Source organism: Streptomyces sp. NEAU-YJ-81 (assembly GCF_017592595.1).
GTDB classification, from domain to species: domain Bacteria; phylum Actinomycetota; class Actinomycetes; order Streptomycetales; family Streptomycetaceae; genus Streptomyces; species Streptomyces hygroscopicus_B.
The window spans coordinates 56061-74414 of sequence record NZ_JAGFNO010000014.1; the positions used below are offsets into that span (position 1 = coordinate 56061).

Annotated in this window: 13 protein-coding genes and 3 pseudogenes; 7 read left to right on the forward strand and 9 right to left on the reverse strand. The window is 71.1% G+C overall.

Annotated elements, in window-relative coordinates; genetic code table 11:
* Window positions 1–119: 119 nt before the first annotated feature.
* Together J5X86_RS27155 and J5X86_RS27160 are read right to left on the reverse strand one after the other, a co-directional pair.
* Entirely contained in the window at window positions 120–383 is a 264-nt protein-coding gene (locus J5X86_RS27155) for a hypothetical protein (RefSeq protein WP_208519343.1), read from the reverse strand.
* 10 nt (window positions 384–393) lie between these two features.
* Window positions 394–996, reverse strand: coding sequence for a DUF5994 family protein (locus J5X86_RS27160; RefSeq protein WP_208519344.1), 603 nt, complete (start codon window positions 994–996; stop codon window positions 394–396).
* Between the two features lie 572 nt (window positions 997–1568).
* Between J5X86_RS27160 and J5X86_RS27165 the strand changes: the two genes are divergently transcribed.
* Entirely contained in the window at window positions 1569–1751 is a 183-nt protein-coding gene (locus tag J5X86_RS27165) for a hypothetical protein (RefSeq protein WP_208519345.1), read from the forward strand.
* A gap of 431 nt (window positions 1752–2182) precedes the next feature.
* Here J5X86_RS27165 and J5X86_RS27170 read toward each other — a convergent pair whose 3' ends face one another.
* A complete protein-coding gene (locus J5X86_RS27170; RefSeq protein ID WP_208519346.1) occupies window positions 2183–3238 on the reverse strand; it encodes a TerC family protein in 1056 nt (351 codons plus the stop codon).
* A 239-nt stretch (window positions 3239–3477) separates the two neighbouring features.
* Between J5X86_RS27170 and J5X86_RS27175 the strand changes: the two are divergent.
* From J5X86_RS27175 to J5X86_RS27195, 5 genes and pseudogenes are all read left to right on the forward strand, one after another.
* A pseudogene (locus tag J5X86_RS27175) lies at window positions 3478–4414 on the forward strand (cryptochrome/photolyase family protein); the annotation flags it as partial.
* 134 nt (window positions 4415–4548) lie between these two features.
* Window positions 4549–5691: a polyprenyl synthetase family protein gene (locus J5X86_RS27180; protein ID WP_208519347.1), complete on the forward strand. Its 1143-nt coding sequence runs from the start codon at window positions 4549–4551 to the stop codon at window positions 5689–5691.
* Window positions 5688–7259, forward strand: coding sequence for a phytoene desaturase (locus J5X86_RS27185; RefSeq protein ID WP_208519348.1), 1572 nt, complete (start codon window positions 5688–5690; stop codon window positions 7257–7259). Before J5X86_RS27180 ends, J5X86_RS27185 begins: the two co-directional genes overlap by 4 nt.
* On the forward strand, window positions 7246–8238 hold the full coding sequence (locus J5X86_RS27190) for a phytoene/squalene synthase family protein (RefSeq protein ID WP_208519349.1): 993 nt from the start codon (window positions 7246–7248) through the stop codon (window positions 8236–8238). Before J5X86_RS27185 ends, J5X86_RS27190 begins: the two co-directional genes overlap by 14 nt.
* Entirely contained in the window at window positions 8238–9242 is a 1005-nt protein-coding gene (locus J5X86_RS27195; protein ID WP_208519350.1) for a DUF5914 domain-containing protein, read from the forward strand. The genes J5X86_RS27190 and J5X86_RS27195 overlap by 1 nt, the downstream gene beginning before the upstream one ends.
* Window positions 9243–9386: 144 nt before the next feature.
* On the opposite strand, the gene J5X86_RS27200 is transcribed toward J5X86_RS27195, so the two are convergent.
* The 4 genes and pseudogenes from J5X86_RS27200 to J5X86_RS27215 form a co-directional block, all read right to left on the reverse strand.
* Window positions 9387–10883 (reverse strand): FAD-dependent oxidoreductase, encoded by a 1497-nt coding sequence (locus J5X86_RS27200; protein WP_208519477.1) that lies wholly within the window; start codon window positions 10881–10883, stop codon window positions 9387–9389.
* 56 nt (window positions 10884–10939) lie between these two features.
* Window positions 10940–11671, reverse strand: a complete 732-nt coding sequence (locus tag J5X86_RS27205; protein WP_208519351.1) for a class I SAM-dependent methyltransferase — start codon at window positions 11669–11671, stop codon at window positions 10940–10942.
* Window positions 11668–12852, reverse strand: a complete 1185-nt coding sequence (locus tag J5X86_RS27210; RefSeq protein WP_308124746.1) for a lycopene cyclase family protein — start codon at window positions 12850–12852, stop codon at window positions 11668–11670. The genes J5X86_RS27205 and J5X86_RS27210 overlap by 4 nt, the downstream gene beginning before the upstream one ends.
* Window positions 12853–13043: 191 nt before the next feature.
* Window positions 13044–13181, reverse strand: a pseudogene (locus J5X86_RS27215) (FAD-dependent oxidoreductase); the annotation flags it as partial.
* A 400-nt stretch (window positions 13182–13581) separates the two neighbouring features.
* On the opposite strand from J5X86_RS27215, the pseudogene J5X86_RS27220 reads away from it, so the two are divergent.
* Window positions 13582–13743 (forward strand): annotated as a pseudogene (locus J5X86_RS27220) (alpha-L-arabinofuranosidase); the annotation flags it as partial.
* 214 nt (window positions 13744–13957) lie between these two features.
* Here the strand turns inward: J5X86_RS27220 and J5X86_RS27225 are convergent.
* Both J5X86_RS27225 and J5X86_RS27230 read right to left on the reverse strand, forming a co-directional pair.
* Complete coding sequence (locus J5X86_RS27225; RefSeq protein WP_208519478.1) at window positions 13958–15175, reverse strand: ROK family transcriptional regulator; 1218 nt, start codon at window positions 15173–15175, stop codon at window positions 13958–13960.
* Window positions 15176–15228: 53 nt separating this feature from the next.
* Window positions 15229–18342, reverse strand: a complete 3114-nt coding sequence (locus J5X86_RS27230) for a glycoside hydrolase family 38 C-terminal domain-containing protein (RefSeq protein ID WP_208519353.1) — start codon at window positions 18340–18342, stop codon at window positions 15229–15231.
* Between the last annotated feature and the right edge of the window lie 12 nt (window positions 18343–18354).

An 18354-nucleotide genomic window follows, 5' to 3' on the forward strand; every position in this document is an offset into this window, starting at 1 on the left:
TCAAGGATCCCGGCCGCTCCTCGCGCGGTCCATGGCCCGGGTGTACGTTCCCGGACGCACGCATCGGTACGAACCGAGTCGACGGTCCGTGCACAAGGCCGGTGACGGAAACCGGCTGGTCACCTGTGGTGAGTGGTATGGCGGCGGCGCGGCGGGAAGCGGCCACGGCCCCCGTCGCGGTGGTCCCGTCGTTCGCCGGCAGTCGGCGACTCGGACCGGTCCGGTCTCACCGGGGGCTGCGGCGTGCCGCGGCGGCCGGGCAGGGCGGCGCTGTACCGGTGCACGGCGATTCTGTCGGCATGCTGGGTGTTGAGCCGGTGGATCACGTATGCCGCCGCTGCGATGAGAACGACGAAGGCGGCGACTGTCATGAAGGCGTTCATGGCTGCCACCTCACATACCGACGATCAAGCGACTGGTCTGACTGGACGGACCGGTTTGTTCCGGAACGGCCACGGACACCGCGGAGGCGCCGCCTTCGTACTCCCATGTCTCGTCCGGGTCCAGTGGCTGGTCGGCCGCGGAGACGGCGTGCCCGGCCTCGTCCGCGGCGATGAGCGCGCTCGCAGTCAGTGGCGGGCCGTCGTAGTCGGACGCGGCAGCCATCAGCCGGGCCGCCGAGGGGGCACTGGTCTCCGGGGGTATCACCAGGAGGTCCCAGCGGCCCGCCGTATAGGACAGCAGCCGGATCTTGTGCGGATCCTGCTCCGACGTGAACCAACCGACCTTCACCACATGGCCGTTGACAAAGATCTTGTGCGGGATGATCGACCAGTAGCGCGGGTTGACGGCGATACGGGTGATCCGTCCCCACAGCGGATCCAGTACGTCCGCCAGAGCGGCGAGTTCGTGTGTCATGTCACGTGAACGAGGCCACCAGGCTCCGTCCAACTCGACGTGCCCTGGTGAAGGACTCAGGGGTTTCAGCGCGAGGCGTGCGGTCGGGGCTCTGAAGGGCACGGCCCGTAGCGGGGGATGATCGGTGGTCACGGACATCGCGCGAACCCGTCTCCGGACCTCTGCACGTGGGCAGTTGGCCGGTGTCGTTGCTCACCAGGAACGACACCGGCATCGGGGCCGGTGTGCGAAATACTCCCGATGAGTTCACGCTACTCCCCGACGAGGCCGAACGGGCCGCTCTGGACGCGACTCACTTCCGTCGGCGACAGCCCCCCGAGGAGCAGCAGGCAGGCGAGTGCGATGTCTCCGGCTCCCCGCGTGGAACCAGGCTCCTGCCGGACGCCGTCCACCAGGCCGTGAAACCCGGGACGGCTGTCGTACGGCTCGAGACGACACACGACCGTCACGGCGTTCAAGGCGGGGCGTGGTGCCGCGATCCCCTGGCATCGCCACCGAGCTCTTGACCTACTCGACCAGGATGCGGCTGTCTTCAGACAGATGAGGCGCGGCGGCGCCCTACCTCGAACCCACTGTCGAAGACACTGCTTCTCGGCGGCGACGGCCGAGAGGTGATCCAGCCGGACCTCTTGTGGGCAACTGCTCTGGCTCGCAGATGACGCACATGCAAGCCCGCCCAGCCGGATGGTTTCGACGAGGGGGTATGGCTGATGCAACTGTCCACTGACGGCGGGAGCTGGTTCAAACCCGTGCCCCGGAGGCAGGCGGTGAGCGCGGGCGCCGTCTCGCTGATGAGTCTGGGGGCGGGCGGTTCGGAAGCCTTGTCCACACCGGGTGGCACGCGGGTGCTGGAGGTGTGCCTGCGTGCGGCGATGGACGAGTCGGTGCGATAGGGCACACAGTTGTTAGCCGACCATGCCGCGAGACGCCGCCAGCCGCTCAGTTCCGTACCGTTCCGGGGAGTTACGGCTTCGCCCCGCTGCTCCTTGGGCTCTTCTCTCCCTGCGCGTGCTTCGGGCAGATCGGGTTGTGGCAGGTGCCCGGCTTCCATAGAGGAACGAAGATTCCCATGGTCTTGTGTCGCGTGATCTTTGCGCTCACGGGGTGGTGGCAGGCGGGGCAAACACGCCCGGTCTGCGGTGCCGTCGCACGCTCCACACTGTGCATATATACAGAATAAGTTACTTTGCAATAAAATGGGATGTTCTTTGCGAGGGTGGAGGCCGGTGAAGTCTCGGACCGGACCCCGGCCGATCCGGTGGCGGTGATGGAGAGCGTCGGGTGAGGCTGGTTCGGCAATGCCGCAACGGGAGGTGCATGCAGGTCAGCTGTCCTGCGGTGGGTCGTCCGTCTTCCGTGTCTCCTGCGCCGGGGGGCGTGCACCAGTCGGGCCCGAGGCAACGTCGTTCTCCTCCCGTGCGGCCGGAGCGGTCCCTTCCGGGGCGGTCGGGCGGGGGTGCCGAATGCTCAGTGCGACGGACACTGCCAGGACCGTGACGATGACCGCCAGGCTGACGGGTGACGGAATCTCCGGGATGCTGTTGCTGAACAACTTGTGGGACGCCTGGAGGATCAGCTTCACGCCGATGAAGGAGAGGATCAGCGCAAGGCCCTTGCTGAGGTAATGGAACCGGTCCAGCAGTCCGGCAAGCAGGAAGTACAGGGCACGCAGGCCGAGGATGGCGAAGGCGTTGCTGGTGTAGACGATGAAGGCGTCGTCGCTGACCGCGAGAACGGCGGGCACGCTGTCCACGGCGAAGATCAGGTCGGCTGCCTCGATCGCGGCGACGACCGCAAGCAGCGGGGTGGCGACGCGTTTGCCGGCCTCTGTGACGAAGAACTTCATCCCGGCGTACTCATCCCGAACGGGCATGACCTTGCGCAACAGCCGCACGGCGATGCTCTTGCCCGGGTCGAAGCTGTCCTCTTCCTCCTTGAGGATCTTGTAGGTGCTGTAGAAGAGGACGGCCGCGAAGACGAACAGCACCGCGGTGAACCGGCTGACCACAGCCACTCCAGCGGCCAGGAAGATGCCTCGGAACACCAGCGCGCCCATAACGCCGAAGAAGAGCACGCGGTGCTGGTAGGCGCGCGGCACCTTGAAGTAGGCGAAGATCAGCGCGAAGACGAACAGGTTGTCGACCGACAGGCTCTTCTCCAGCAGCCACGCGGTGGTGTACTCCACCCCCGGCGTCGTGCCCAGAACCAGGAAGATGACCACCCCGAAGATCAGGGCGAGACCGACCCACACCCCGCTCCAGGCGGCAGCTTCCTTGAACCCGATGATGTGCGCCTCCCGGTGCGCCAGCAGGTCCACAGCCAGCGACACGATCACGGTGACGGCGAACGCCGCCCACAGCCACATCGGCACATCGAGCACGAAAGGCCCCTTACGCGGGCGGGGGTGAAATCCCGCCTCTGGTGAAAGTCTGACCCACCAGTTCCGGCTTGTCGCCCGCACCCGCACGATGGTCACCCCCCGGACCGGGTCTGTCACGAACGGTGTAGCTGGGGTGCGTGACGGGGTGCTGAGAGACGTCCGTCGAATGTGACGCCGAAGGCGTTCAGGGCGATCTTCCAGCGCATGGTCCAGCAGGGTCTGTCCCTTGCTGGTGGGGCCGGCCACACGAGGACGAGATCGACGAGGAGGTCCGCCATGACCTCGACCGCTGGGAGAGGGACGGCGACGTGTCCTTCGTCGAACGGGACGGGCCACGACTGTTTCCCGGCCCCCTGCCGAGGCGCGAGCGGCGCTGCGGCGCTTCGTCGATCACCTGCTCGCCGCCTTCGGCCCGTACGAGGAGGCCGTGCTCGCCGCCGACCCGGTCATGAGCCACAGTCTGCCGTCCGTCCCGCTCAACCTCGGCCTGCTCGACCCCGCCGGGTGTGTCGAGCGGGCGCGAAGCGGCGTGGCGCGCCGGACGGGCACCGCTGAACGGCGTGGAGGGCTTCGTACGGCAGATCGCCCGGCTGGCGCGAGTACGTGTGGCAGCTGTACTGGTACTTCGGCGAGGAGTGCCGGCATTCCAACGTCCTGCGCCACACCGCCCCGCTGCCCGGGTGGTGGAACGACCTGGTCAGAGCGCGCTGCTCGCACGCGGTTCCGGCCCAGGTACGTGACACGGGGTGGACGCACCACATTCCCCGGTTGATCGTCCTCGGCGGCCACGCCCTCCAGCGAGGCTGGGGCCCCTCCGCGGTCATGGACTGGTTCCACCGCTGTTTCGTGGACGGATACGACTGGGTCATCGTGCGCAACGTCGTCGGCATGTCCCAGTACGCCGAAGGCGGCCGGAGACGACCAAACCGTACCCGTCAGGCGGCGCCTACGTGCACCGCATGCGCGACCTCCGCGGGCGTGCGCCTACCGGCCGGCGACCGGACCGGCGAGCGCGCCTGCCCCTACACCGCGGGCCACAGGACGTTCTACGACCGGCACCGGGACCGGTTCGCGGGCATCCACCCCACCTCCCGGGCGGTGCGGCAGCTCGACCGGCCCACCGACCTCGCTGAGGTCCGCCGGCAGGAGCGCACACGCGGTGACGCACCGCCATGAGACCCATGTCGATGGGCCGGTGGAGTGAAAAGTTTCCCAACCGGCCCCACGCCGGGCACAGATCAACGCATCCGCGCACGGGCCGACGGCGGAAGCACTGGTGTGCAGGTGACCGAGAGTGAAAGAGGTTGCGGATGCTTGGAGTGCAGCCGACGGTGGCGGACCCGGCCGGACTCGTCGAGGAACCGCGCACGGCCCGCGACGCCGCCAGGGCCGTCGAGACGGTACTGGAGCATCACCTCGATACGGCACTGGGCCGGGCCGGGGATGTGGACCCGTTGTTCGCCCGCGACGTGGCAGGCCGTGTCAGCGCGTTCGTCCAGCGCGGCGGGAAGCGGCTGCGCACGGCGTTCGCGTGGTGCGGCTGGCGGGCGGCGGGCGGCTCGGGCGATGCCACGGCGCTCCTGCACACGGGAGCCGCCCTCGAACTCCTCCAGGCATGCGCCCTCATACATGACGACCTGATGGACGGGTCGCCGCTGCGTCGGGGTGCGCCGGCTGCGCACGTCTGTTTCGCCCGCATGCACCGGGCCGCACGGATGACCGGCCCACCGGATTCATTCGCCACCTCAGCCGCGGTACTCGCCGGCGATCTGGCACTGGCGTGGGCGGACGATCTGCTGACGGAGACCGCACTCGGCTCACCGCACGGTCGACGGCTGTTCCTCGAGTGGCAGGCGATGCGCGGTGAGATCATGGCCGGGCAGTACCGCGACATTTACGCGCAGGCAGCCGCCTCGTCCGGTGTCGACCAGGCGCTCACCATCGCCACGCTCAAGAGCGCCCTGTACACCGTCGAGCGGCCCATGGCGCTGGGCGCGGCGCTGGCCGACGCCGACGAGTACACGTTGCACGCGCTGCGCTCCGCCGGCCGGTGCGCGGGGCTGGCCTTCCAGCTCCGCGACGACCTCTGCGGCGCCTTCGGCGACCCGGCGCTCACGGGCAAACCGGCCGACGACGACCTGCGGACGCGCAAGCTCACCTACCTGCTCGCCGTCGCCGTCAGGCTCGCCGGCGCCGCCGGGGACGAGGAGGCCGCCGCTGTGCTCGCCCCGGGCGCGGCCCACCGGTCGGAGGACACCGTGGAGCGGATGCGGGCGGCGCTGGAGCGGACCGGAGCCCGGACCATCGTGGAGTCGAAGATCGCGGAACTGGCAGCCACGAGTCTGCGGCACTTCGCGACGATCGGCGCCGGTCCGGGTCTGCGGCGGGAGTTCGCCGCACTGGTCGAACGAGCGTCGGGTGTCGCCCCGGGGCCCACCGGGGAGGGCGCGTGAGGACGGTGGCGGGACCGACGGACCATGTCGTCGTGGTGGGCGCCGGACTGTCCGGCCTCGCCTGCGCCCTGCACCTGCTCGGCGCCGGCCGCCGGGTCACGGTCGTCGAACGGGACGCCGGTCCGGGCGGCCGGGCCGGCCGCGTACAGGTCGGCGGATACCAGGTGGATACCGGCCCCACGGTGCTGACCATGCCGCACCTGGCCGACGAGGCGTTCACGGCCGTCGGCGACAGCCTCGGCCGCCACGTCGAGCTGGTGGCCCTGCACCCGGCCTACCGGGCCTGCTTCGCGGACGGGACCTCGCTCGACGTCCACACCGACAGCGAGGCGATGGAGTCGGAGGTCCGTCGATTCGCCGGACCGTCGGAGGCCGCGGGCTACCGCAGGCTGCGGAACTGGCTGGAGCGGCTGTACCGGGCACAGATGCGACGTTTCATCGACACGAACTTCGACTCCCCCTTCCAGCTCCTGCACCCGGATTTGGCGTGCCTGGCGGCGCTCGGCGGGTTCGGGCGTCTGGACCACCAGATCGGCCGCTTTCTCTCCGACACCCGCCTGCGCCGAGTCTTCTCCTTCCAGGCCCTGTACGCCGGAGTAACCCCCGCCCGGGCCCTCGCGGCCTACGCCGTGATCGCCTATATGGACACCGTGGCCGGCGTCTGGTTTCCCAAGGGCGGGATGCACGCGCTGCCCCGCGCCATGGCCGACGCGGCGGCCGGCGCCGGTGCCGACCTCCGGTGGTCGACGGAGGTGAGCGGGCTGGAGCGCTCGGTCGACCGGGTACGTGCCGTACGCCTGACGTCGGGTGAGCGGATTCGGTGCGACGCGGTGGTGCTCACCTGTGAACTGTCCGCCGCGCACCGGCTCCTGGGTCGGGCACCCCGCCGCCCGGTGCGGCTGCGTCACTCACCGTCCGCTGTGATTCTGCACGCCGGGACCGACCGCACGTGGCCCGGTCTCGCCCATCACACGCTCTCCTTCGGCGCGGCATGGGAGCGCACGTTCGATGAACTGACCCGCTCGGGAGCGCTGATGAGCGACCCTTCCCTGCTGATCACCCGGCCGACTACGCACGACCCCACCCTGGCGCCGCCGGGCGGCCACCTCCACTACGTCCTGGCCCCCTGCCCGAACACCATCGTCGGCCCCTCCGCGCCCGCCTGGCGGCACCTGGGCCCGCGCTACCGCGACAGGCTGGTCGCCGAGCTGGAGCGCCGGGGCCTCGACGGATTCGCGGACAGTGTCCAGGAGGAGCTCCTGGTGACTCCGCTGGACTGGACGGCACAAGGCCACGCGGCGGGCAGCCCGTTCTCGGTCTCCCACACGTTCGCCCAGACCGGCCCGTTCCGGCCGCGCAACCTGGTACGCGGGCTGGACAACGTCGTGCTGGCCGGCTGCGGGACCACCCCCGGCGTCGGCGTACCGACGGTGCTCATCAGCGGCAAACTCGCCGCCGCCCGTGTCACCGGCTGCGTCGGGAGCCGCACACCACACACCCGGCCGACCACAGCCGGCGCTCAGGTCCCCCACACCCCGGCTTCGGCAGGTGCCGGTGACCCGTCGTGAACTGGACGCCGCCGGGATCACCGATCCCGCGCTGCGCGCCGACTACACCCGATGCAGGCGGCTCAACGCCCGCCACGGCAGGACCTACTTCCTGGCCACCCGTCTACTGCCGCTGGAACGCCGCTCGGCCGTGCACGCGCTGTACGGCTTCGCCCGCTGGGCGGACGACATCGTGGACGACCTCGACCGGCGCCGGACACCCGACGAGCGCGACTGGCTGCTGCGGCGCGTGGAGAGCGACCTCGCGCGCGGGCTGCGCACCGGCGGCGGGGACGAGCCCGTGGTCCGGGCCGTGGCCGACACCGCCGACCGGTACGGCATCGACCACACGCTGTTCGCCGACTTCCTGGCCTCGATGCGCAGCGATCTGACCGTCACGGACTATCCGACCTACGCCGCCCTGCGCTCCTACATGCACGGCTCGGCGGCGGTGATCGGTCTGCAGATGCTGCCGGTGCTCGGCACGGTCGTCGCCCGCGAGGAGGCGGCACCGCACGCGGCGGCCCTTGGGGTGGCGTTCCAGCTCACCAACTTCCTGCGGGACGTGGGTGAGGACCTGGACCGGGGCCGCGTCTACCTGCCGGCGGACCTGCTCGCCGCCCACGACGTGGACCGGCCGCTGCTGGAGTGGAGCCGCCGCACAGGGCACCGCGACCCGCGGATCCGCGCGGCGCTCGTCGCTGCCGAGGCCATGACCAGGGACGTGTACCGTGCGGCGGAACCCGGCATCGACATGCTCGACCCACGGGTGCGCCCCTGTATCCGCACCGCGTTCACCCTGTACGGCGGCATTCTCGACGCGATCGCGCACCACGACTACATCGTGCTGCATCAGCGGGCCATGGTGTCACGCGGACGGCGTGCGGCCACCGCCGCGGCCGGAGCCGTACAGGTGATCGGCGCGCGGTGGCGCGCCCGCGTCGCACGTCCGGCACCCGCGGAAGGCGGCGCGGCACTCCAGTGGAAGGGGCCCGGGTAGTGAGCGATCGAGCGGACAAGGCCCGCTGGACACCGCCGTTGCGGCGGCGCCGCGGCCCGGCGGCCGCGCAGGAACCGACCTGGCGGGCAGCACGGCCGGCGCTGATTGCCGACGCACTCAAGCGGGGCTTGGCACGTCCCTCGGGCAACTGGTTCGTCGTCGGTGGCTCCCGGGAGGTGCGCGCCGGCGGGCACCCGTGCGGCAGGACGGTGGGCGGCGTCGAGGTCGTGCTGTGGCGCTCGGATACGGGTGAGCTGCACGCGGGTCCAGGCGCCTGCCCCCATCTCGGTGCTCCCCTGCGCGACAGCCGGGTGGTGTGCGGCACGCTGGTGTGCCACTGGCACGGACTGGCCCTGGACGGTACCGCCTTCGCAAGCTGGGAGCCGTACCCCGTCCACGACGACGGACTGCTGGTATGGGTGCGGCTGGACGCGGTCGGCGGCGAGGAACCATCGCAGCGCCCTGTGGTGCCGGTGCGTCCCGCGATGGGCAGCGGGGTGGACGCGGTGTTCACCGCGGTGGGGCGGTGCGAACCGCAGGACGTGGTCGCCAACCGTCTCGACCCGTGGCACGGCTCGTGGTTCCATCCGTACTCGTTCGTCGACCTGACGGTGGCGCGGGAGCCGCGGGGTGACGAGGATGACGCCTTCGTCGTCGATGTCTCCTTCCGCGTGGCGGGGCGTCTGGTGGTCCCGGTCCGGGCCGAGTTCACCGCGCCGGAGCCGCGTACGGTCGTCATGCGCATCACCGACGGCGAGGGAGCGACGTCCGTGGTCGAGACCCATGCCACGCCGCTCACCGGTGAGGCCGATGAACAGCCACGGACCGCCGTGGTCGAGGCGGTCGTCGTCACCTCGGACCGGCGCGGCTTCAAGCCGGCCCGGGCCGCCGCCCCAGTGCTGCGCCCGCTGATGCGTCGCACGGCCGGGCGCCTGTGGCGCGACGACCTGGCCTACGCCGAGCGACGCTGGACGCTGCGCAGCACCGGACGGTTCCCGGGGTGACCAGCGAGGGATGAGCACCGAGCCCGGCCGTCTGCCGATCGGGCTCCGCGCCGGCCCGGCCGTCGGGCGCCCGGTCCGTCCGGCGTCGGCACGTGTCGGGTACGGCGGCTCCGTGGTCGCACGGTGCGCTCCCCGGCGCTCGGATCAACGTCCCGCGAGTGCGCCAAGTGCCCGCAGCGCGGGCGAACGGCCCGTCCGAGGGACCGTCCACAGCACCTGGCCCCGGACGCCCCATGCGGCGAGCAGAGCGTTGGCCGCCAGGAATCCGGTGGTGGCGGCGCGTTCCATCAGCGCCACCGGGAGGTCGCAGCGGATCGCGTCACCAGCCAGCGTCAGCCACGGGTGGGGGGTCCGCACGGTGGGACGCCGGTGGTGGGAACCGACCGGGAAGAGCGGGCAGTCCGAGCGCCACTCGTGCCGGGCGTCGACGATGCGCGCCTCGCGCGTCTCCGGGTACACCTGACGCAACCGGTCGACGAGCATGCTCTGCACCTTCTCCCGTTCCGCATCGGCAGCGACGGCATAGGCGTGCAGTTCCACCACCGTGCCCCCGTTCCGGGCGGCCCAGCGGGCGGCCTCGCCCTCGTAGCGTTCCAGGACACTGATGTTGTCCAGGCCGCCGTACCCGCTGGTGCCGAGGAATCCGGGGCGATCGGGGCGGACAGGCCGGTCGAGCCAGAGCCGGGAGACGAGGAACGGTGGGGCGGTACGCACAGCGGCGATGCCGTCGCGCCAGGCGGCGGTGCCCAGGCCGGGTGACGCGGCCACGACCTGGCGCAGTCCCCTGGTGTCGAGGGCGAGCACCGCCGCCTCGTGCCGGTCCTCGCCGGTGTCGGTACGCAACGCGACTCCCCCACCGTCGCACGGGTGGATGTCGTGCACGTAGGTGCCGGTGCGGACGACCACTCCGAGGCGCTGGAGGTAGTCGCCGAGCGGCCCCCACAGGGCTTGCGGGAAGGGTTCGTCCGGTACGTCGAAGAGCAGGCCCTCGGCCGAGCCGAGGAAGTAGATGTGGAACATCAGCAGCAATTCCGCGGCGGAAAGTTCGCGCGGGTCGGCGAAGAAGCTGCGTGAGAACACCTCGAACGCCAGGTGGTGGGCGGCCTCGGGGAAGCGGACACGTTCCAGGAAACGGACCGCGCTGACCTGGTCGAAGCGTTGGTAGACCTCGGGCACCCGGACGTCGAGGAGCGGCAGCGCCGCCCGGACGTCCATGGTGGCCAGGTCCCGCCAGCCGAAGGTGGGGCTCAGGGCGACGAAACCGAGTGCGCTGAACGGCGGTGTGCGCGGGACACGGGCAAAACTGTCCGTCAGGCCGCCGCTGTGCCGAAGGGGGTAGTCGGGCAGCGGAGTGAGCCTTGTGAGGCCGGGGTCGGTCCGCCGCAGCAGGCCGCGCAGGTTGTAGTACTGACGGAAGAAGGCGTGGAAACCGCGGCTCATGGTCGCCTCGGATCCGTCGGCCAGACGGGTGCGCCAGCCGGCGAGGCGGCCGCCGAGTGATTCCTCCCGTTCGTAGAGGGTCACGCGGGAGCCGCGTTCGGCCAACAGGGTGGCCGCCGAGAGACCGGCGATGCCGCCGCCGACCACGGCGGCGGACGGTGCGTCCCCGTACTCGAACCTGGCCCGGCCGGGTTCGGGCATCAGGACCCCGGCCTTGCGGTCGCGGCCCCGCCGGGCGCTACCGTGCGGGCGGGCGCTCACCGGGCGTGCTCCCCTGCGGCGGCGGAGCCGTCCCGGGCGAGGAAGGTGTGCACGATGCCGGTCTGCCACCCGGCGACGGGGACGGCGCGCACGTCCGTGAAGCCCGCACGCGTCAGACGGTCGGTGAAGGCGGGTGCGGTATCGAAGGCGAGGACGCTGCCCCAGAGGTGGCGGTACAGGGCACGGTCACCACTGAGCGTGCCCATCGGAATGATCACCCCATGGCACACGGCCGTCCACAGGGCGCGGTGGACGGCCGAGCCGCTGAGGCTGTACTCGTGGACGGCGAGTCGTCCGCCCGGTCGCAGCAGTGCCCGGACGGCCGCGAGGACCCGATCCGGGTCGGTGACGTTGCGGAACAAGTAGGCGGCGAAGACCGCGTCGAAGGGACCCTCCCCGGCCGTCGCCACTTCCTCTGCCGTCACATGCAGAAAGCGCACGCGTGCAGGCCACGGCTTGGCCAGCGCGCGTCGCAGCATCCCCGGCGAAGCGTCGACGGCGGTGATGCGGGCGCGGGGCGCGGTCCGTAGCAGGGCCCGGGTCGAGGCGCCGGTGCCGCAGCCGAGGTCGAGCACGTGGAGTCCTGCTCCGTCTCCGGGCAGCCGTAGTCTGCGGGCCGAGCGGAGGAGGTCGGTGCGGTAGCCGGGGTTGAGGGCCGTGAGGCGGTCGTAGGTGTGCGAGGCGTGGTCGAAGGCGCGTGCCAGATCGTGGTCGCGCAGCAGTGTCATGGGTGCCTCTCTCCGATTCGTGGGGCGGGGCGGGCGCGGCGGGGCAGAAAGGGGAGTTCAACGGCGGTCCGGAGCATCGGGCCGACGGGGGTACGCAGTCCGATTCCCCACTCCTCCCAGGGCGAGGTGGCGCCGTCGAGGAAGCGCAGCAGACGTTCCGGGGGCGTACGGCGGAACAGGCCGGTGAAGAAGTCGGGGCCGTCGATCCGTCCGGTGTCCAGGGCCCGCAGCAGCACCGCGTCCATGGCCAGCGCACGCCGCCCGTGCGGCGGAGGCACGATCTTGCGCCCCTCTCGCAGAGCGGCGGCGATGGCTCTGCTCTGCCGCTGCACGGCGGCGAAGGTGTAGCCGGTCGCCGGGCGTGTGGCGCCGCCCGCGGTCCCGATACGGAAGACGGCAGCCCCGACGCACCGGGGGAAGCGCGCGTCGGTCATGGGGATGACACCCTGTTCCGCCGCTTCCACGGTGAAGGCACCGAGGGCCAGGATCTCGCGGCTGTAGTGGCCGAGCGCCGCCCCGTATGCTGCGGTGGTCAGCGGAGACCGGGAGAACTCGGTGTACTCGACCAGAGCCCGGTCCGGCGCCAGCGGAAGGACGTAGCCGAAGGCGAGCCCGTGACGCGGCTGCGGCACCCGGAAGTCCATCAGGTCCGCGACCGCGGGATCGAACCGGTTCGCGGCCGTGCGCACGAACCAGCCGCGAAAGTGTTGCAGCAGCAGCGTCCGGGCCGGCGGCAGGACGCGCAGGGGACGAGAGTCGAACACATGGCGGGCGCACAGCGTCAGCGCCCGGCCGTCGGGTGCCGTGCAGTGAACTTCCGCCCCGTCAGCCACGTCCCGCACCGCGTCCACCGTCGCGCGCAGGACACGCCCACCGGGGAAACCGGCCATCCGGGAGTGCACCAGCCGCTCGAACTGCGCGGACCGCAACATGCGGTAGCGCAGCGGGGCCGGATCAACAGTGACCTCGCTGCCGTCGGCGCCGTGGACGCGCAGCCGGGACCAGGATGCGCTGACCGCTTCGTCGAAGTCGCCGGGGCCCCGGTCCCAGTAGCACCAGGTCCGCTCTGGCGGCCGCAACGAACCGTCCGGCGGCTCCACCACGGTCACGGTGGTGGAGCCGGTCTCCGTCAGCCTGTGCGCGAGGCTGAGTCCGGCCGCACCGCCGCCCACAATGACCACTTCGGACCTGGCGACGAAGCCTGAGGCACGTCGGCTCACCTGACCCGCCGCTCGACGACGGGCGTTCCGTCCGGGGCCGTACGCAGAAGCTCGGCGTCCGCCGCCGGCGCATCGGCGACGGCCCTGACGACCTGGCGCGGGTCTCCTCGCGAGGGCATCGGCGGGGCCGTGCCCGCGTCGGGCTCCGGCCGACCATGGCCGTCGGACGCCTCCAGCAGAGCCACCCGCCGTCCAGCTCGGCTCAGGTCCAGGGCGCAGGCAAGGCCGACGAGACCGGCGCCGACCACGACCGTGCCCGGCGCCCGCGTCCCGCGGTGATGAACGGTCATGGTCCTCCTTCGAGGCGTCCACCCGTTCCATCGGAGGTCGGGCCGCGTCCTCGGGCTTGCCCTGGGGTGTGACAGCCGTACCGTGAGCGCCCTGCACGGCTGTCACACCCCAGACGACAGCATCCGAGCGCTTGACACGCCCGTCCAGCTGATCACGTTCCGTCCGCCTATGCCAGGAGCCGCCTCGGCCGGAGGGCCGACCGGCGACGACACCTCACCCGGATGCGACCGCTTCCACAACCGCGAGGGCCTCCGCCGGCCCCGGTGGCCGCGGCAGCCCGGGCACGGTCTGCCCGGACCAGCCGGGTCCGGCAGGAAGCGTGCGGCCATATTCGACAGCGCCGAGCCGGACGAGCGGCTCCGCGCCTCATAAATTCCCTTGGAGACCAAGATGAGCGCAATGACCTGCCCCGGCCCCCAGCCCTCCCGCCGCCGCTTCCTCGGCATGGCCGCCGCCACTCCCCTGACGGTGTCCGGCGCACTGGCCCTCGGCGCCGGAACAGCCCACGCCACCGACTCGGCTTATGCGATGTGCTACTTCACCGAGTCGACCATCCTCGGGACCACCGGGGAGACACTGCGGGCCCGGGTCCGCAAGGACGTCGCCGACAGACGCCTGAACGGCGTGGACCCGACGGCGGCGAGGGTCCGGTCGAGGAGCTGACCCAGCCGCGGGCCGGAGAATGCCCTGCCACAGCCCCGACCGGCGGCCGGGAAGACCGGCTGGGCCCGCTGCCGGCGTCCGCGCCGGCAGCGGAAGACCCTCACCTCGTTCACTACGTCATCCGAGACGACTTCTCCCTCGTCTCGCTCCCTGATCGCGTGCCCTGACCAGCAATGCCCCGGTCGGCCAGCAGGAGAGACCTCGGCTGGGCAGAGAGGGCGTGATCGAGGACCAGGGAGGCAGCGCCGATCGCGGCCACGTTTTCGCCGAGCGTGGTCGACGTGACCGTCGTCGGGTGGGTGGGCCTGACGAACGGGGAGCGCGCCACCATCGGCTCGATGGTGGCGAGGAGACGGTCGGCCAACAACTGCCAGATCGGGCCGCCGAATACGACGGTGTCGACGTCCAGGAGCGTCCCCGCCGCACAGACGCCCCGGCCGATACGGATGGCCAGTCGCTCGATGATGCCGTCCGCCTGGGGCTCGCCTTCGGCAGCGAGTTCCGCCAGGCGCACCAGACCACGCTGGGCGTCTGCCGGGTCGAGACAGGTGTACTCGGCGCCGAGCACGCCCAAGGCGATGGCCTCGTCCACGAGGGCCCGAGCCGAGCAGGCGGCGCCGAGGCCGCCGACCTCGCCCGCGTTGCCGGAGGAGCCGCGCAGCACCGTGTCTTCCACGACCAGGCCCATACCGGAACCGGTCCCGAGGTAGAAGAAGAGCAGGTTTCGGCTGTCGGTGGCCGCGCCCGCCCACCGTTCGGCGACCACCGCCGCCGTCACATCCTTGTCGAGCAGGGCCGGGAAGCCGGTTTCCTCACTGAGCCGGTCGCGGAGTGGGTAGCGGCCCCAGGCCGGCAGCTCCGGTGGGTCCACCACCCATCCGGCGGCCGCGTCGATGGGGCCTGGCGCGGCGATGCCCAGGCCCAGGACCCGGGAATCGTCAATGCCCGACTCCGTCACGAGTGCGGACACCGAGGCCGCCATGTCGGCGGCGATCTGGTCGGTGTCACCACCGCTCGGGGTCTGCCGGTGGCACTGGGCCACCACAGTGCCATGGAGGTCCACCACGACCGTGGTGATCACGGCGGGATCGAGGTGGACGCCCACGGCGAAGCGAGAAGTCGGCACGATCTCCAGCAGGGTGCGGGGTTTGCCACTGCCGATGTTCTGCTTCCCCGACTCGCGTGCCAGGCCCTGGTCGAGCAATCGCCGCGTGATGTTCGAGACGGTCTGCGCCGACAGACCCGTGGCCTTGGCGAGTTCCACCCGGCTCAGGCCCGCCGGGTGCCTGCGAATGGCGTCGAGGATCACGGACTCGTTGAAGTCCCCCATGCGCGGCAGGTTCGTGCCGCGCCGGATTGCCCACTTCTCGGTCTTCACCGTCGTCAACTTGCCTCCTTCCGAGGCATCGTAGGCCGCAGACGCAGGGTCCGGATTTGGAACGGCCGGAACTGGAGGTCCAAGGAGTCGCTGTCGGACGAGGGCAGTTCCCCATGGGGCTGTTCCAGGAGGTCGCAGTCCAGGGCGGCGGTGATCGGAAATCCCGCGGACAGCCGTGCCGCGACCGCCCCGCCGCACGCCTCGTACAGGCGGACCACGACATCGCCGCCGCGGTCGTCGGCGAACTTCACCGACTCCACCACCACGTCGGTGGTGTCGACGGAGACGAGGGCGTCGAGCGCGGCCGGTGCGGGGCGCAGGGGAAGGTTCAGCGCGTAGCCGCCCGCGATGGCCTCCTCGATCCCGGCGCCGGCGAGCAGCGCGTACGTGAAACTGTGCTGCCCGCGGTCGGCCTGCGGGTCGGGGCTGTGCGGCGCGCGGAGGAGGGAGAGCCGCAGCGTCGTGGTGGCCCCGCCGTCCTCGCGCGTGTCCCGGCGGACGTCGTGCCCGTATGTGGAGTCGGTGAGCAGGGCGGCACCCCAGTGCCGTTCGCCGACGTGCACCCAGCGGTGTGCCCACAGTTCGAAGCGGGCCGCGTCCCAGCTGGTGTTCTCGTGCGTGGGCCGCTGTACGTGGCCGAACTGGATCTCGGCGCTCTCCCGCTCCGCGTGCACGTCGAGCGGCCAGGCCGCCTTCAGTACGGTGTCGCGCTGCTGCCAGTCGATGTCGTTGCGGACGGTGACCTGGTGGCTCTCGGCGGCGAGTTCGATGTGCTGGATGAACCGGGATTCGCCGTGGACGCGCTCGACTCGCACGGACGTGAGCAGCGGCCCTTCGTCCATGAGCGTCACCGACTCGGCCTCGTCGAGGTCGTGCACGACGTCGCGATAGTACATGTCGATGTTCCAGGCCGACCACAGGTTGGGGTCGTCGGGGTGGAGCTGGAGGAGGTTGCCCACGGTGCCGGGGGCGATCGCCTCGCGCTGCGCGGCGTGGTCGTAGACCGAGGTGATCAGTCCGCGCCGGTCGACGACGACGGTCACGACCCCGTTCTCGAGGACGAAGCCGCCGTCCTTTGCCGTTCCGGTGACAGAACCCCGGGGGGCATCGACCGTGCCGCCGGAGGCGAGGGCACCGACCTCGGCGAGGACAGCCGTGCGTCCGTCCGACAGGGGCTGCGCCCCGGCGAACTCCCCGGCTCCGTCACGGAGGACGGCGACCTCGCGGCGCGCGTACGGCCCGGCGTTGAGCAGCGCGGGCCGGCCCGGCAACTGTCCAGCCGCGTCGGCGATCAGCGTCTCCAGTCCAGCTTCGATCTCGGCGTATTCACGTTCGGCCTGCTGGTGCACCCAGGCGATGGACGAGCCGGGCAGGATGTCGTGAAACTGGTTGAGCAGCACGCGCTGCCACAGCGATTCGAGACGCTCGTACGGGTACGGGGCCCCGGCCCGGACGGCGGCGGTGGCGGCCCAGAGCTCGGCCTCCCGCAGCAGCGCCTCAGTGCGCCGGTTGCCGCGCTTGGTGCGGGCCTGACTGGTGTACGTGCCGCGATGGGTTTCCAAATACAACTCGCCCCGCCAGACTGGCAGTTGACTGCTTTCACGCTCGGTGCGGGCCGCCGCGAAGAAGGCGTCGGGCGATTCGATGACGACCTTCGGCGAGCCTTCGAGGTCCCGCAGGCGGCGGGCCTTCTCCAGCATCGAACGAGTGGGGCCGCCACCGCCGTCGCCGTATCCGAACGGAACCAGAGAGCGGGTGGCCACCCCCTTGTCGTTGAAGTTGGCTTCGGCGTGGACGTTCTCGCGTGCCGTCAGGGAGGCGTTGTAGTTGTCGACCGGCGGGAAGTGGGTGAAGATGCGGGTGCCGTCGATGCCTTCCCAGGCGAAGGTGTGGTGCGGCAGCTTGTTCGTCTCGTTCCAGGAGAGCTTCTGGGTGAGAAACCACTCCGCCCCCGCCAGCTTGGCGAGTTGCGGGTAGGCGGCGGTGTAGCCGAACGAGTCGGGCAGCCAGACGCCGCGCTGCTCGACGCCGAACTCCTCCGCGAAGAAGCGCCGCCCGTAGACGAGTTGGCGGGCCAGGGCCTCTCCGCCGGGAAGGTTGCCGTCGGCTTCGACCCACATGCCGCCGACCGGCACCCAGTTCCCTTCCGCCGCCGCCTTCTTGATCCGGGCGAAGATCTCTGGCCTCTGCTCCTTCATCCACGCGTACTGCTGCGCCGAGGAACAGGCGAAGACCAGCTCCGGGTACTCCTGCGCGAGGGTGGTCATGTTGGTGAAGGTGCGGGCGCACTTGCGCACGGTCTCCCGCACCGGCCACAGCCAGGCCGAATCGATATGGGCGTGGCCGACGGCGGCGAGGGTGTGCGCGGAGGCATGTGCGGGCCGGGACAGTACGTCGACGAGCTGTGCCCGGGCCCGGGCCGCCGTCACCGCGACGTCGGTCGGGTCGACGGCATCGGCGGCCCGGCGCAGCGCGTAGAGGATCTCGTGGCGCCGGGTGGAGCCGAGCGGCAGTTCGTGCATCAGCTCATCGAGCACCTCGATGTCGTGGATGAGGTGCCAGACGTCGTCCTCGCGCACCGCGATCTCGGCCTGCTTGAGGCGGTAGAGGGGTGCGTCGCCCGCGGTCTCCAGCGAGCCGTGGTGGGTGTTCAGGCCGGCGCTCCCGGTGATGGGCGGGTTGGCGGCCAGCTCGATCAGCAGGTCGACGTGGTCGCCACCGGTCGCCGAATCGGCGAGGAGGACGCTGCGGCTGTGCGGGTGCAGGCCCTGGAGCGGCGCGCCCTGGGCGTCGTGGACCAGACCCTCCGCCTGGCCGCCGGGCCCCTTGGTCAGGTCGAAGTCGAGGTCGAAGACGGCCTCTGCGCGGCGCCCCGACCATTCCTGCGGGATCTCGGCGCGGGCCCGCATCCAGGTCGTCGCCCAGGGGCTGCCCCACGCGGCACCGAGTGTGAACGGCTGGTAGTCGGCGGTGAGCGCATCGCTCACCGGGACCGGCTCGCCGTCCACGTACCACGCGCTGAGCGAGAGGGGGCGTACGTCGCTGTAGAGGGCGGGACGGATCACCCGGTCCAGCAGCTTGCGGATCCGGGCCTCGATGATCCGGCGGTCGTCATGCACGGAAGTGGTCCT